Here is a 14084-nt window from a genome sequence, read left to right on the forward strand (position 1 = left end):
CGCCGTCTAGAGCCAGTGATTGCGTCCGATCTATGCAACGCATTGTGGCGATTATGCAACAAGTGTGACAACTACAGGACTCTTTCCCCGGGGTCCCCTGAAAAGATCCTGTATGCAGCGCGGGCTCAGGTCTGGCGGGAGGACTTGTAAACGTTGACGCCCAATTCGCGAATCTTCTTGCGCAGGGTGTTGCGGTTGAGTCCCAGGAGCTCAGCGGCCTTGATCTGGTTGCCGCGGGTTGCCGTCATCGAAGCCAGCACCAACGGATATTCGACTTCGGACAGGATACGCTCGTACAGACCAGCAGGCGGCAATTCGCCCGCAAAGGAGGCGAAATAGCGCTGCAGGAAGTGCTCCACCGCCTGCCCGATGGAAAGATCGTCGGGAATGAGGTTGCCGCCGCCTGGTACCACGGGGCGTTCGCCTGTCTTGAGCTCCGTCTCGATGATCTCGGCGGAAATCTCGTCCTGCGAATAAAGCGCGGCGAGCCTGCGGACCAGGTTTTCCAGCTCGCGCACATTGCCTGGCCAGGGATAGCGCTTCATCAGTTCGATGCCGCCGGAAGAGATGCGCTTGGTCTGCAGCCCCTCCATTTCGCCGAGCTTGAAGAAATGGCGCACCAGATCGGGCACATCCTCGGAGCGTTCGCGCAGGGCCGGCAACCTGAGCGGCACGACATTGAGACGGTAGAAAAGATCCTCGCGGAAGAGGCCCTGGTTGATCAGCGTACGCAGGTCCTTGTTGGTGGCGGCGACAATGCGCACATCGGTCTTGATCGGCGTGCGGCCGCCGACAGTCGTGTACTCGCCCTGCTGCAGGACGCGCAGCAAGCGCGTCTGCGCCTCCATCGGCATGTCGCCGATCTCGTCAAGGAACAGCGTGCCGCCCTCCGCCTGCTCGAAACGGCCAGTCGAGCGGCTCTGCGCGCCGGTGAAGGCGCCCTTCTCGTGACCGAACAGTTCCGATTCAATGAGATCGCGCGGGATAGCCGCCATGTTGATGGCAACGAACGGGCCGCCACGACGGCGCCCATATTCATGCAGCGCGCGCGCCACCAGTTCCTTGCCGGTGCCCGATTCGCCCGAAATCATCACCGTCAGGTCGGTCTGCATCATGCGCGCCAGCATGCGGTAGATGTCCTGCATGGCTGCCGAACGGCCGACCAGCGGCATCGTTTCGGGCGGCTCTTCTTGCCTGGCATCGATCTTCGGCCGCCGGGGCTCGGACAAAGCGCGGTTGACGATGTTAAGGAGTTCGGTCAGGTCGAAAGGCTTCGGCAGATACTCATAGGCGCCCGTTTCGGAGGCGCGGATCGCCGTCATGAAAGTATTCTGGGCACTCATGACGATAACGGGCAGTTCCGGCCGTGCCTTCTTGATGCGCGGCAGCATATCGAAAGCGTTCTCGTCCGGCATCACGACATCGGTGATGACGAGATCCCCCTCGCCAGCCGCCACCCAGCGCCACAGGGTCGAGGCGTTGGAGGTGACGCGCACCTCGTGACCGACACGCGACAAGGCCTGATTGAGAACGGTGCGGATCGCAGCGTCGTCGTCGGCGACCAGAATATTGCCGCGAACGGTCATTTGCGGTCTCCTTCACCGTCTTGATCAGCGCCAAGCGCCGTTTCCTTCCAGGCCGGCATCAGAACCCGGAATGTTGTCGCGCGCGGCGTCGAATCGCATTCGATGATGCCGCCATGTTCACCGACGATCTTGGCGACCAGCGCCAGCCCGAGCCCCGAGCCGTTCGGCTTGGTGGTGATGAAGGGATCGAACAGGATCGGCAGGATATCCTCCGACACGCCGGAACCATTGTCGCGCACGCAAAACTCCAGCGGCAGCGACACGCGGTCCTGCGTCCCCGGAACCGAAACGCGAATACCGGGCCGGAAGGCGGTGGACAGCACGATCTCGCCCTGGGGGTCGCTACCGATTGCCTCGGCGGCGTTCTTGATCAGATTAAGGAACACCTGGATCAGCTGATCACGATTGGCAAACACCGGAGGCAATGATGGATCATAGTCCTCCAGTATCTTGATTTTCCTAGCGAAACCGTTCTTTGCGATCGCTTTCACGTGATCGAGCACCACATGGATGTTGACGGGATAGCGGTCGATCGGCCGCTCGTCGGAAAACACCTCCATGCGGTCGACCAGCGACACGATACGGTCCGTCTCATCGGTGATCAGCCGCGTCAGCGCGCGATCCTCATCGGAAGCGGACAGCTCGAGCAGCTGAGCCGCCCCCCTGATACCGGAGAGCGGGTTCTTGATCTCATGCGCCAGCATCGCCGCCAGACCGGTCACCGAGCGCGCGGCGCCGCGATGCGTCATCTGCCGGTCGATCTTGTCGGCCATCGACCGCTCCTGGAACATGACCACGACGGAGCCCGGAAACTCCGGTACCGGCGCGACATAGAGATCGACGACCTTTTCGATGCCGAGGCGCGGCGACGAAACGTCGACCCGATATTCGTTGACGGGCGCGCGGCGCTCGCGCACCTGGTCGACCAGTGTCAGCAGCGGACTGCCGAAGGGTATGAGCTTGGACAGGGTGTTGCGCGCCAGCATGGTCGCGCTGGAGCGAAAGAAGTCCTCGGCATCGGCATTGGCGAAGGTGATGAAGCCTTCCTCGCTGATCATGATCACCGGGCGGCGGATCGTGTTTAGCACGATCTGGGCAGCATCCGCCATTTCAACGCCTTGGCCAGGGGTTGCGGTCATGCGGCGCTCCGCAGGTTCAAGGTTTGCGGATCGCGCGAAAACACGTCACGCAGCAAGGCAATGACGCGGGCCGGTTCGGACGCGGTCAATATCGCTTTCCTACTCTCGCCAGCGACACCCTCGGCATGTCGGTCGAGATACCAGCCCAGATGCTTGCGCGCTTGGCGCAGGCCGCTCTCGATGCCGTAAAGCGCCAGCATGTCCTCGTAGTGGGCGGCGACATAGTCGGTAAGCGCTTGCGGGGTCTGGGGAATGCCGGGCGAAAATGTCCCGGCGGCAGCCGCAGCGATGCCGCCGGCGACCCACGGCGCGCCATAATGGGCGCGGCCGACCATCAACGCATCGGCGCCGGACTGTTCGAGAACGGCGGCTGCCTCGCTTGGGGAGCAGACATCGCCATTGGCGACGACCGGAATGGAAACAGCCTCCTTGACGCGAGCGATGGCGCGCCAGTCCGCCTTGCCCTGGTAGAACTGACAGCGTGTGCGGCCATGGACCGTGACCATCCTGACGCCCGCCTGCTCGGCCCGGCGCGCCAGGATAGGAGCGTTGAGCACGCCTTCGTCCCAACCCAGCCGCATCTTGACCGTCACCGGCACCTGGACCACGCCTACCACGGCCTCGATCAGCGAGAGCGCGTGGTCTAAATCCAGCATCAATGCCGAACCGGCATAGCCACCGGTGACCTTCTTGGCCGGGCAGCCCATGTTGATGTCGATGATGTCGGCGCCCTCGCCGGCGGCGATCCGCGCGCCTTCGGCCATATGCTTGGCCTCGCGCCCGGCAAGCTGCACCATATGGACGGGCAGTCCGGAATGGCGTATCCGCAGGCCACAACCCGCCCTGCCCTTGGCGAGCTCGCCGCTGGCCACCATTTCGGACACGACCAGGCCTGCGCCATGCCCATGGGCGCGCTGCCTGAACGCCTCGTCCGTGATCCCCGACATTGGCGCGAGGAAGACGCGGTTGCGTATTCTGACGCCGCCGACGTCGAGAGGCTGGGCCAATCCGGTCAAGTTAACCATGCACAAAAACCAAGCACGTCCATTCGTTGCACATTCTCTAGCCAGATCGAGAGAAATGTGCAACGCGGAATGACGCCACATTAAGGCGCAATTGGGAAAATGCTGGCCTTCGGCCTTGGCCGCGACTAGGACCGGACTGCATGACTGGCGCAACCGAAAATCAGGCTCCGGATCCGGGTGGCAAAGTCGCGGTGGTTATCGTCGCGGCCGGTCGCGGCGCGCGCGCCGGACAAACCGATGGTCCGAAGCAATATCAACGAATTGGCGGACGCGCCGTTATCGCTCGTGTGATAGACATTTTTCTGGCGCACCCACTCATCGGCCGGATCGTCGTGGCCATCCATGCCGAGGACCGCGAGCTTTTTCAGCAAGCGGTCGGAACCGATGCGGATCGGGTAACGGCAATTGCCGGAGGCGCGACCAGGCAGGATTCGGTTCGGCTCGGGCTGCAGGCGCTGAGAAGCTACGCGCCGGACAAGGTCCTCATCCACGACGCCGCGCGCCCCTTTGTAGACATGGATCTGATCGACCGCACAATCGCGGCCATCGGCGAACGTGAAGGCGCGCTTCCCGCCCTGCCGGTCGCCGACACGCTGAAACGCGAATCGGCGACCGGCATGGTCGGCGAAACGGTGCCAAGGAGCGGGCTGCACGCGGCGCAAACGCCGCAAGGCTTTCCCTTCCTCGCGATCATGACGATGCATGAGCAAGCCTATGACAGCGGCAAATCCGACTTTACCGACGACGCGTCGATCGCCGAATGGATGCAAATGCCGGTGAAGCTCGTTCCTGGATCGCCCGACAATGTCAAACTCACATGGGCACGGGATATCGCCATGGCGCACCAGCGACTTTCTAGCGAGCGGACACACTTTCCCGACATCCGCACCGGCAATGGCTACGATGTCCACGCCTTCGAGCCCGGCGACCATGTTACGCTTTGTGGCGTCGCCATCCCGCATGACAGGAAATTGTCGGGCCATTCCGACGCGGATGTCGGCCTGCACGCCCTGACCGACGCGCTGCTGGCGACCTGCGGGGCCGGCGATATCGGCACGCACTTTCCTCCATCCGATCCGCAGTGGAAAGGCGCTGCATCGCGGATATTCGTCGAACATGCGGCAAGACTGGTGCGCGAGCGCGGCGGACGCATCGCCAATGCCGATATCACGCTGATCTGCGAGGCGCCGCGCGTCGGCCCGCACCGCGAGGCGATGACATCAGTCCTTTCGCAGATGCTGGGCATTTCCGCCGACCGCATCTCGGTCAAGGCGACAACCAACGAGAAGCTCGGCTTTGTCGGCCGCGAGGAAGGTATCGCGGCGATCGCCACCGCCAGTGTGGTGTTTCCAGGCGAGGTTCCGGAATGACCAACAGCGAACTGGCAACCGCCCTGTTTGAGGCGTGCCGGGAGCGCGGCATCATGCTGGCGACCGCGGAAAGCTGTACCGGCGGGATGATCATCGCCGCGCTGACCGACATTGCCGGTTCTTCCGCCGTGGTCGATCGCGGCTTCATCACCTATTCCAATGAAGCCAAGATGGACATGCTCGGCGTTCGCGCCGCCACGCTCGACGTGCATGGTGCGGTCTCCCGCGAGACAGCCATCGAGATGGCCGCCGGAGCGCTCGCCCGTTCGCGTGCCGGGCTGGCGCTGGCCGTCACCGGCATTGCCGGTCCGGGTGGCGGTTCCAGGGAAAAGCCGGTCGGGCTGGTCTGGTTTGGCGTTGCGGTGAACGGCCGACCCGTGACGGCTGAACGCAAGCTGTTTGCCGACAATGGCCGTGACTTCATCCGCCGGGAAACGGTCCATCATGCACTTGAGATCGGCTTGCAGGCGCTTGGCGAGAGTCAGGCCGCCGGTTTCTTGCCGTAGATGATGTCGGCGCGCTTTTCAAAAGCTTCGGCGAACATGCGGAAGGCACGATCGAACATCGTGCCCATCAGCGCACCCAAGATGCGGCTCTTGAATTCATAGTCGATGAAGAAGCGCACGGCACAACCGGCACCATCCGGCTCGAACCGCCAGACATTGCTCAGATATTTGAACGGGCCGTCAATATACTTCACGTCGATGGCATGTTCGTCGGGCTTGAGCAGCACCTGCGTCGTGAAAGTCTCCCGGATCGCCTTATAGCCGATGCTCATGTCGGCCACGAGGATGGTGCGGCCGTCACGCTCCTTGCGCGAGCGGACCGCCAACGCTTCGCAAAGCGGCAGGAATTGCGGGTAAGTTTCGATGTCGGCGACCAGCGCGAACATCTGCTCAGGCGTGTGGGCGACGCGGCGGGTGGCTTCGAATTTCGGCATGAAACCGGCGTTAGACCAATTTCTGGAGCTGCGCTTCGCGCGCGGCGCGCAGCCGGGCGAAATCGTCGCCGGCATGGTGCGAAGAGCGTGTCAGCGGGCTCGATGCCACCAGCAGGAAACCCTTTGTCTTGCCGATCGTCTCGAAGGACTTGAATTCCTCCGGCGTGACGAAGCGGATCACCGGGTGGTGCTTCTTCGACGGCTGCAGGTATTGGCCGATGGTCATGAAGTCGACATTGGCCGAACGCAGATCGTCCATTAATTGCAGGATTTCGTTCCGCTCCTCGCCAAGGCCGACCATGATGCCGGACTTGGTGAAAATCGACGGATCGAGTTCCTTGACCCGCTGCAGCAGCCGGATCGAGTGGAAATAGCGGGCGCCCGGCCGGACCTTAAGATAATTCGACGGCACGGTTTCGAGGTTGTGGTTGAAGACGTCGGGCCGGGCCGCCACGACGATCTCCAGTGCGCCTTCCTTGCGCAGGAAATCGGGCGTCAGGATTTCGATCGTCGTCAGAGGCGTTGCCGCCCGGATCGCACGGATGACATCTGCGAAGTGCTGCGCACCGCCATCGTCGAGATCGTCGCGGTCAACGGAGGTGATGACGACGTGGCTGAGGCCCATTTGCTTGACGGCATGCGCGACACGCGCGGGCTCGTCGGAGTCGAGTGCGGTCGGGATGCCAGTGGCGACATTGCAGAAGGCGCAGGCGCGCGTGCATATCTCGCCCATGATCATGAAGGTGGCGTGCTTCTTTTCCCAGCACTCACCGATGTTCGGGCAACCGGCCTCTTCGCATACTGTCACCAGCTTGTGCGATTTCACGATCTCCCGTGTCTCGGCATATCCCTTCGACACCGGCGCCTTGACGCGGATCCAGTCCGGCTTGCGCAATACCTCCTGGTCGGGCTTGTGGGCCTTCTCGGGATGCCGCAGCCGCGGCGCGTTGGCGATCGTGTCGAGGACAGTGACCATCTGAACCCTGGCCTTTCTTGCGACCGCCCGTCGGCGATCGTCACCTTAACGTCATCTAGGACTTTTCGGGACAAAGAAAAAGGCTGCAGCGGCGCATGCCGCTACAACCGTTTTCGCATAGCGAAAACGATATCGACTAACGGCGCAACAGGCGACCTACCCAGATCAGCAGGCAGGCACCGATGAAGCCGGTGATCAGATAGGCGGTCCAGCCGACGCCGAACACGCCGATGTTGAGCGCCTGCAAGACTGCGTTCAGCACCACCGCGCCAACGATGCCCATGATAATGTTCATGAATATGCCGGTGTTGCTCTTCATGACCATTTCGGCCAACCAGCCTGCCAGGCCGCCGATAATGATTGCTGCGATCCAGCCCACGCCGTTCAAGTGCATATGCCTTCTCCTTGCGCCAGTAAAAATGCATTCGGAAACGAACTGCCTCGCCGTCGAGATCCCACGGCTTTGACAGCTGAGTCTCCTGCGGGGAATCTATCATGCGTTCAAGGCGCGGCCATAGGCGTCGAGCACGCTTTCCTTCATCATCTCGGACAGCGTCGGATGCGGGAAGATGGTGTGCATCAGCTCTTCCTCGGTGGTTTCGAGGTTCATCGCCACGACAAAACCCTGGATCAGTTCCGTAACTTCGGCGCCGACCATGTGTGCGCCGAGCAACTGACCGGTCTTCTTGTCGAAGATGGTCTTGATGAAGCCCTGGTCTTCCCCAAGCGCGATGGCTTTGCCGTTGGCTCCGAACTGGAACCGGCCGACGCGGATATCCTTGCCCTCGGCCTTGGCTTTTGCTTCCGTCAGTCCAACCGAGGCGACCTGCGGATTGCAGTAGGTGCAGCCGGGGATCTTGAGCTTGTCCGTGGCATGAACACCGGGGAAATTCGCGATCTTCTCGACGCACACGACGCCCTCGTGCTCGGCCTTGTGAGCAAGCATGGGCGGACCGGCGACATCGCCGATGGCGTAGATACCAGGCACATTGGTCTTGCCGTAACCGTCGATGACCACGCAACCGCGCTCGGTCTTAACACCGAGTGCTTCAAGGCCGAGGTTCTCGATATTGCCCTGGACGCCAACGGCCGAGATCATGCGATCGGCGGTGATCTTCTCGACCTTGCCGTCTTTCATCTCGACATGCGCGGTAATCGAGTTCGTCCCCTTCTCGACCTTGGTTACCTTGGCCTCGAGGATGATCTTCATGCCTTGCTTCTCGAACTGCTTTTGCGCGAATTTCGAGACCTCGGCGTCCTCGACCGGCATCACCGCCGGCAGCAGCTCGACCACCGTGACCTCGGCGCCCATTGTGCGATAGAAGGAGGCGAATTCGATGCCGATAGCGCCTGAGCCCATCACCAGCAGCGACTTCGGCATCTCCTTCGGCACCATGGCTTCGAAATAAGTCCAGATCAGCTTGCCGTCCGGCTCTATGCCGGGCAGAGCGCGCGGCCGGGCGCCGGTCGCCAGGATGATGTGCTTGGCGGTGTAGGTGCCCTCGCCCTTGACGCCTTTCGGCACCGGCGGCTGCGGCTCCATCGGCTTCTTGGCCGTCTTGGAAACCACGATCTCACCGGGCTTGGATAGTTTGGCCTCGCCCCAGATGACGTCGACCTTGTTCTTCTTCATCAGGAAGGCGACGCCGCCATTGAGCCTGAGCGACACTTTTCGCGACCGATCGACGACGGCAGCGGTATCGGCACTGATCTTGCCGCCATCGAGCTTCAGGCCGTAATCCTTCAGATGATCGGAATAATGCATGATCTCGGCCGACCGCAGCAGCGCCTTGGTCGGAATACAGCCCCAATTCAGACAGATGCCGCCTAGATGCTCGCGCTCGACGATCGCCGTCTTGAAGCCGAGCTGGGCGGAGCGCACCGCGGTGACATAGCCGCCGGGACCGGAGCCGATGATGATGACGTCGTAGTTCTCAGCCACGGGTTTTCTCCTTCAATCACAATTCCAGCATGACGCGCACGACCGGCGTCAGCGCCTCGCCAATGTTTCGCGTATTCTCGGCATCGAGGTGGACGCCATCGAGAGGTGTTGTTTGCGCCACCGTGCCAGCGTCGAAGAAGCCGCAGCCGACCTCGTCGGCGAGTGCGGCGTATTGCGGCGCAAGCTGCTTCGAGGCCTCATCGCCGCCGGCGAACATCTCCCTGAAGTCGGCATTTTCGGTGCGGCTGACAAGAGGCGGCGAAACGATCAGTATCTGCGGTGCCGGCCAGTCGAACGGATAGTCGTGGCCACGCACGATATCGATCAGCCGCTGGATGCCTTGCTTGGCGGCAACCGGGTTGCCATGGATCCATGGCTTCATGTCATTGGCGCCGAGCATGATGACGATCAGGTCGATCGGCGCATGCGTCGTCAACACTGTCGGCAGCAGCCGCGCGCCGTTGCGATCGGCTCCGGCCAGATGATCGTCGAAGGCGGTGGTGCGGCCATTGAGCCCCTCCGCGACGACTTGAACGCCTTCGCCGAGGCCTGCTTGCAGGACGCTTGGCCAGCGATCCCCGAGCCCATGACGGCCGCCCTCGGCATTGTAGCCCCAGGTCAGCGAGTCGCCGTAACAAAGCACCGTCTTCATCCGTTCAACCTGCCTTTGTGTCGGCCACGCCGCGCTTCACGCGCCAGCGTGCGAACAACCAATGGATGACGATCGTCACCAGGCCCGGCAGACCGAGACCGGCAACCATCGGTATGTCTTTCCTGACCACCGCGGCGCTGCTGTCGCTGTAGAGGATCAGCGCGACCAGCAGGACGAGAAGCGCCACAAAGGCAATCAGCGTCCACTTGCCTGCGCTGGCGACGGCCGCGACCGGATCGTTCGTCAATTGCGCAACGAAGAAGATGAAGGTGACGACAAAAGTCACCAGCACCGAGAACATGAAGACGATGATGTATTCTTCCTCGGCGCCGGTGGCGACAGCCAACCATTGCGCGATAAGGCCGCCGGCCAAGCCGGAAATCAAAAAGGCGAAAAGGCTGGTGAAGAATATCCGCACAGCCTTTCCCTTTCCTAGACCAGCATGCCCATCGGATTCTCGATCAGCTTCTTGAAGGCGACCAGCAGTTCGGCCCCCAGCGCGCCATCAACCGCACGATGGTCGGTTGACAGCGTCACCGACATCACGGTGGCTATTCTGATCTCGCCGTTCCTGACCACCGCCCGCTCCTCGCCGGCGCCGACCGCCAGGATCGTCGCATGCGGCGGGTTGATGACGGCGGCAAAGTCCTTGATGCCGAACATGCCGAGATTGGAGACGGCGGTCGTGCCGCCTTGATATTCCTCCGGCTTCAACTTGCGGCTGCGGGCGCGGCTGGCCAGGTCCTTCATCTCGTTGGAGATGACCGACAGCGTCTTTTCATCGGCATGCCGGATGATCGGCGTGATCAGGCCACCGGGAATGGACACAGCGACGCCGACATCGGCATGCCTGTGCTTGACCATGGCGCTCTCGGTCCATGACGCATTGGCATCCGGCACGGCCTTCAGCGCCATCGCCATCGCCTTGATGACCATGTCGTTGACCGACAGCTTGTAGGCGGGCGCCTCGCCCTTGTCGGTCTTCTTCACCGGTGCCGCGGCATTGAGCTGAGTGCGCAAAGCCAGCAGCGCGTCGAGTTCGCAGTCGAGCGTCAGATAGAAATGCGGGATGGTGGTTTTTGCTTCGACCAGGCGCCGCGCGATGGTCTTGCGCATATTGTCGTGCGGGACGAGTTCGTAGGAGCCTTCCTCGAACAGTTTCAGCACCTGCTCGTCCGACATCGCCTTTACCGCCGGGGTGGAGGCAGGCGCGCCGGCCGGAGCCTTGGCAGCCGGTGCCGCCTTGGCGCCACCACCGGCAATCGCGGCATCTACGTCAGCCTTGACCACGCGGCCGTGCGGGCCGGTGCCGGTGACCGCAGAGACGTCGACGCCGGCGTCCTTGGCGATACGGCGGGCAAGCGGCGATGCAAAGGTGCGGTCGCCAGCCGCGTTGCCATTGGCGGCCGGAGCCGCCTGCGCCTTTGGGGCCTCGACCTCGGCCTTTGGCGCTTCAGCATTCGGCGCTTCGGCTTTAGGCGCATCCGCTTTCGGAGCTTCGGCTTTCGCCGGTGTGGCGCCGCCGCTTTTCGCCGCGGCGCCGGCATCTTCGCCTTCCGCCGCAAGCACCGCGATCAGCGCGTTGACCTTGACCCCTTCGGTTCCGGCCGGCACGACGAGCTTGGCAACCGTGCCCTCATCGACGGCTTCGACCTCCATCGTCGCCTTGTCGGTTTCGATCTCGGCGATCACGTCGCCGGGCGAAACCTTGTCGCCTTCCTTGACCAGCCACTTGGAAAGATTGCCCTCTTCCATAGTGGGCGAGAGCGCCGGCATGGTGATGTTGATTGGCATATTGTCCTCCCACCCGGTTCAGCGATATGCGACGGCTTTGACGGCCTCGATGACCTCGCCGACATTCGGCAAAGCCAGTTTTTCGAGGTTCGCCGCATAAGGCATCGGCACGTCCTTGCCGGCAATGGTGATGACCGGTGCGTCGAGGAAATCGAAGGCGCGCTGCGAGACCTGGTTGGCGATGTGGTCGCCAACCGAATTCTGCGGGTAGCCTTCTTCGACCACGACCAGCCGGTTGGTCTTCTTGACCGAGACGATGACGGTGTCGAGATCGAGCGGACGGATAGTCCTGAGGTCGATGATCTCGGCGTCGATGCCCATGCCGCGCAGCTCGGCTTCAGCCTTCACCGCATAGGTCATGCCGATGCCGAAGGAGACGATGGTGACATCCTTGCCTGCCTTGTGGATGCGCGCCTTGCCGATCGGCAGCACGAAGTCGTCCAGCTTCGGAACGTCGAAGGACTGGCCGTAGAGGATTTCATTCTCGAGGAAGATGACCGGGTTCGGATCGCGGATCGCTGCCTTAAGCAACCCCTTTGCGTCGGCGGCCGTGTATGGCATCACCACCTTCAGGCCTGGAATGTGGCTGTACCAGGCGGCATAGCACTGCGAGTGCTGTGCCGCGACGCGGGCCGCCGCGCCATTTGGCCCGCGGAACACGATCGGCGCGCCCATCTGGCCGCCCGACATATAGAGCGTCTTGGCGGCGGAGTTGATGATCTGGTCGATCGCCTGCATGGCGAAGTTGAAGGTCATGAACTCGACGATCGGCTTCAGCCCAGCCATCGCCGCGCCGACACCAACGCCGGCAAAACCATGCTCGGTAATCGGCGTGTCGACGACGCGCCGCGGCCCAAATTCCTGCAGCAAGCCCTGTGTGATCTTGTAGGCGCCCTGGTATTCGGCGACTTCCTCACCCATGACGAAGACATCGCCGTCGCGGCGCATTTCCTCGGCCATGGCATCACGCAGCGCCTCGCGCACCGTGGTCGAGACCATTTCGGTGCCGGCAGGAATGTCCGGATCGGCAGCGAGGTTGACCACCGGGGCGGCGGGGACGGAGGCTTTCGGCGCCTCTCCAGCATCCTGCGGCGCCCGTTGCGAGCCTTCCTCGGCCGCGTCGGCGCGCTGCCCACCAGTTGACACCGCGTCCTGCGTGGAGGCGGGAGCCGCCTTGGAGGCCTTGTCCATGTCGCCAGAACTTTCGCCATCCTGCAGCAGAACGGCGATCGGCGTGTTGACCTTGACGCCTTCGGTGCCGGCGGCGATCAGGATCTTGCCCAGCGTACCTTCGTCGACGGCTTCGACTTCCATCGTCGCCTTGTCGGTTTCGATCTCGGCAATGACGTCGCCGGCGACGACCTTGTCGCCCTCGTTCTTCAACCACTTGGAAAGATTGCCCTCTTCCATGGTCGGCGAGAGGGCGGGCATGAGAATTTCGATCGGCATGTCCTGGCCCTCCCTTACAATACGATATCGGTCCAGAGCTCGGACGGATCCGGCTCCGCGTCGTGCTGGGCAAATTCGGCGGCGTCGGCGACGATGTCGCGAACCTCCTTGTCGACGGTCTTGAGTTCGTCCTCGGTCGCCCACTTCTTCTCGATGAGCCGCGCCTTGACCTGCTCGATCGGATCATGATCGGAGCGCATCTTCTGGACTTCTTCCTTGGAGCGATATTTCGCCGGGTCGGACATCGAGTGGCCGCGATAGCGATAAGTCTGCATTTCGAGAATGATCGGCCCATTGCCGGCACGGCACCACTCGGTAGCCAGATCGCCAGCCGCCTTCACCGCACGCACATCCATGCCGTCGACCTGGATGCCCGGAATCTTGAACGACGCGCCACGATGCGAAAAATTGGTTTCCGCCGAAGAGCGCGACACCGAGGTGCCCATGGCGTAGCGGTTGTTCTCGATGATGTAGATCACCGGCAGCTTCCACAGCGAGGCCATGTTGAAGCTTTCGTAGACCTGGCCCTGGTTGGCGGCGCCGTCGCCGAAATAGGTCAGCGAGACATTGTTGTTGTCGCGGTAGCGGTTGGCAAAGGCCAGACCTGTTCCAAGCGACACCTGCGCACCGACAATGCCGTGACCGCCATAGAAATGCTTCTCCTTGGAGAACATGTGCATGGAACCGCCCTTGCCTCTGGACAAGCCGCCGCGGCGTCCGGTCAGCTCGGCCATCACGCCACGCGGCGACAGCTCCATCGCCAGCATGTGGCCGTGATCGCGATAGGCCGTGATCATCTGATCGCCGTCGATCAGCGCCATCTTCATGCCGGTGACGACCGCTTCCTGGCCGATATAGAGGTGACAGAAACCGCCAATGAAGCCCATGCCGTAGAGCTGGCCGGCCTTCTCCTCGAAACGGCGGATGAGCAGCATGTGCCGGTAGGCGGCAAGCTCTTCGTCCTTGGTGAAGTCAACAGGCTTGGGTGCTGATAGACCGGGTTTGCCGTCGGATTTCGATTTGGCAGGCGCTTTTCTGGCTGCGGTGGCCATGCATCACTCCCTGTTGGCGTCTCTTTGCGGACACTGGAGCAAGATCAAACTGCTCCGGGGAGATCGCCCTCCCCTTCGATTTATGGGAGGCTAACACGTAGAAAGGCGTTCCGCCATGTCGAAATTGCATAGCTGGCATGCGCCTAAGCAATTAAAATC

14 protein-coding genes are annotated in these 14084 nt (G+C 62.2%); 2 read left to right on the forward strand and 12 right to left on the reverse strand.

Features of this window, described 5'->3' with window-relative positions; translation table 11 throughout:
- Positions 1–125: 125 nt before the first annotated feature.
- The 3 genes from ntrC to dusB are packed head-to-tail and all read right to left on the reverse strand — an operon-like array spanning position 126 to position 3750.
- Positions 126–1586 (reverse strand): nitrogen regulation protein NR(I), encoded by a 1461-nt coding sequence (ntrC, locus tag FJW04_RS24300; RefSeq protein WP_023783973.1) that lies wholly within the window; start codon positions 1584–1586, stop codon positions 126–128.
- Positions 1583–2725 (reverse strand): nitrogen regulation protein NR(II), encoded by a 1143-nt coding sequence (locus tag FJW04_RS24305; RefSeq protein WP_140619608.1) that lies wholly within the window; start codon positions 2723–2725, stop codon positions 1583–1585. Before FJW04_RS24305 ends, ntrC begins: the two co-directional genes overlap by 4 nt.
- Entirely contained in the window at positions 2722–3750 is a 1029-nt protein-coding gene (dusB, locus tag FJW04_RS24310; RefSeq protein ID WP_140717232.1) for a tRNA dihydrouridine synthase DusB, read from the reverse strand. The genes FJW04_RS24305 and dusB overlap by 4 nt, the downstream gene beginning before the upstream one ends.
- A 140-nt stretch (positions 3751–3890) precedes the next feature.
- On the opposite strand from dusB, the gene FJW04_RS24315 reads away from it, so the two are divergent.
- Entirely contained in the window at positions 3891–5120 is a 1230-nt protein-coding gene (locus FJW04_RS24315) for a bifunctional 2-C-methyl-D-erythritol 4-phosphate cytidylyltransferase/2-C-methyl-D-erythritol 2,4-cyclodiphosphate synthase (protein WP_140717234.1), read from the forward strand.
- The gene (locus FJW04_RS24320) at positions 5117–5626 is read left to right on the forward strand and encodes a CinA family protein (protein WP_140717236.1); all 510 of its coding nucleotides are present in this window, start codon (positions 5117–5119) and stop codon (positions 5624–5626) included. Before FJW04_RS24315 ends, FJW04_RS24320 begins: the two co-directional genes overlap by 4 nt.
- Here the strand turns inward: FJW04_RS24320 and FJW04_RS24325 are convergent.
- From FJW04_RS24325 to pdhA, 9 genes are all read right to left on the reverse strand, one after another.
- On the reverse strand, positions 5602–6060 hold the full coding sequence (locus FJW04_RS24325) for a type II toxin-antitoxin system RatA family toxin (RefSeq protein ID WP_015317926.1): 459 nt from the start codon (positions 6058–6060) through the stop codon (positions 5602–5604). The two genes, FJW04_RS24320 and FJW04_RS24325, sit on opposite strands and share 25 nt — an antisense overlap.
- A 10-nt stretch (positions 6061–6070) precedes the next feature.
- Positions 6071–7036, reverse strand: a complete 966-nt coding sequence (lipA, locus tag FJW04_RS24330) for a lipoyl synthase (protein WP_140664404.1) — start codon at positions 7034–7036, stop codon at positions 6071–6073.
- 136 nt (positions 7037–7172) lie between these two features.
- A complete protein-coding gene (locus tag FJW04_RS24335; protein WP_015317928.1) occupies positions 7173–7430 on the reverse strand; it encodes a GlsB/YeaQ/YmgE family stress response membrane protein in 258 nt (85 codons plus the stop codon).
- Between the two features lie 99 nt (positions 7431–7529).
- Positions 7530–8978 carry a dihydrolipoyl dehydrogenase gene (gene lpdA, locus FJW04_RS24340; protein WP_140717238.1) on the reverse strand — a complete coding sequence of 483 codons (1449 nt, stop codon included), beginning with the start codon at positions 8976–8978 and terminating at the stop codon, positions 7530–7532.
- A 16-nt stretch (positions 8979–8994) separates the two neighbouring features.
- Positions 8995–9630 (reverse strand): SGNH/GDSL hydrolase family protein, encoded by a 636-nt coding sequence (locus FJW04_RS24345; RefSeq protein ID WP_015317930.1) that lies wholly within the window; start codon positions 9628–9630, stop codon positions 8995–8997.
- A gap of 4 nt (positions 9631–9634) precedes the next feature.
- Positions 9635–10048 carry a hypothetical protein gene (locus FJW04_RS24350; protein ID WP_140717240.1) on the reverse strand — a complete coding sequence of 138 codons (414 nt, stop codon included), beginning with the start codon at positions 10046–10048 and terminating at the stop codon, positions 9635–9637.
- 14 nt (positions 10049–10062) lie between these two features.
- Positions 10063–11424, reverse strand: a complete 1362-nt coding sequence (locus tag FJW04_RS24355) for a pyruvate dehydrogenase complex dihydrolipoamide acetyltransferase (RefSeq protein ID WP_140717242.1) — start codon at positions 11422–11424, stop codon at positions 10063–10065.
- An 18-nt stretch (positions 11425–11442) separates the two neighbouring features.
- Complete coding sequence (locus FJW04_RS24360) at positions 11443–12873, reverse strand: pyruvate dehydrogenase complex E1 component subunit beta (RefSeq protein ID WP_140717244.1); 1431 nt, start codon at positions 12871–12873, stop codon at positions 11443–11445.
- Between the two features lie 14 nt (positions 12874–12887).
- A complete protein-coding gene (gene pdhA, locus FJW04_RS24365) occupies positions 12888–13925 on the reverse strand; it encodes a pyruvate dehydrogenase (acetyl-transferring) E1 component subunit alpha (protein ID WP_015317934.1) in 1038 nt (345 codons plus the stop codon).
- Between the last annotated feature and the right edge of the window lie 159 nt (positions 13926–14084).

The organism is Mesorhizobium sp. B2-7-3 (assembly GCF_006440715.1).
GTDB classification, from domain to species: domain Bacteria; phylum Pseudomonadota; class Alphaproteobacteria; order Rhizobiales; family Rhizobiaceae; genus Mesorhizobium; species Mesorhizobium australicum.

Bases quoted from the DNA above. Each gene is read 5' to 3' on its own strand.
- lipA (WP_140664404.1), bottom strand. From the start codon at position 7,036: ATGGTCACTGTCCTCGACACGATCGCCAACGCGCCGCGGCTGCGGCAT.
- pdhA (WP_015317934.1), bottom strand. From the start codon at position 13,925: ATGGCCACCGCAGCCAGAAAAGCGCCTGCCAAATCGAAATCCGACGGC.
- FJW04_RS24305 (WP_140619608.1), bottom strand. From the start codon at position 2,725: ATGACCGCAACCCCTGGCCAAGGCGTTGAAATGGCGGATGCTGCCCAG.
- FJW04_RS24360 (WP_140717244.1), bottom strand. From the start codon at position 12,873: ATGCCGATCGAAATTCTCATGCCCGCCCTCTCGCCGACCATGGAAGAG.
- FJW04_RS24345 (WP_015317930.1), bottom strand. From the start codon at position 9,630: ATGAAGACGGTGCTTTGTTACGGCGACTCGCTGACCTGGGGCTACAAT.
- FJW04_RS24315 (WP_140717234.1), top strand. From the start codon at position 3,891: ATGACTGGCGCAACCGAAAATCAGGCTCCGGATCCGGGTGGCAAAGTC.
- ntrC (WP_023783973.1), bottom strand. From the start codon at position 1,586: ATGACCGTTCGCGGCAATATTCTGGTCGCCGACGACGACGCTGCGATC.
- FJW04_RS24325 (WP_015317926.1), bottom strand. From the start codon at position 6,060: ATGCCGAAATTCGAAGCCACCCGCCGCGTCGCCCACACGCCTGAGCAG.
- dusB (WP_140717232.1), bottom strand. From the start codon at position 3,750: ATGGTTAACTTGACCGGATTGGCCCAGCCTCTCGACGTCGGCGGCGTC.
- FJW04_RS24335 (WP_015317928.1), bottom strand. From the start codon at position 7,430: ATGCACTTGAACGGCGTGGGCTGGATCGCAGCAATCATTATCGGCGGC.
- FJW04_RS24320 (WP_140717236.1), top strand. From the start codon at position 5,117: ATGACCAACAGCGAACTGGCAACCGCCCTGTTTGAGGCGTGCCGGGAG.
- FJW04_RS24355 (WP_140717242.1), bottom strand. From the start codon at position 11,424: ATGCCAATCAACATCACCATGCCGGCGCTCTCGCCCACTATGGAAGAG.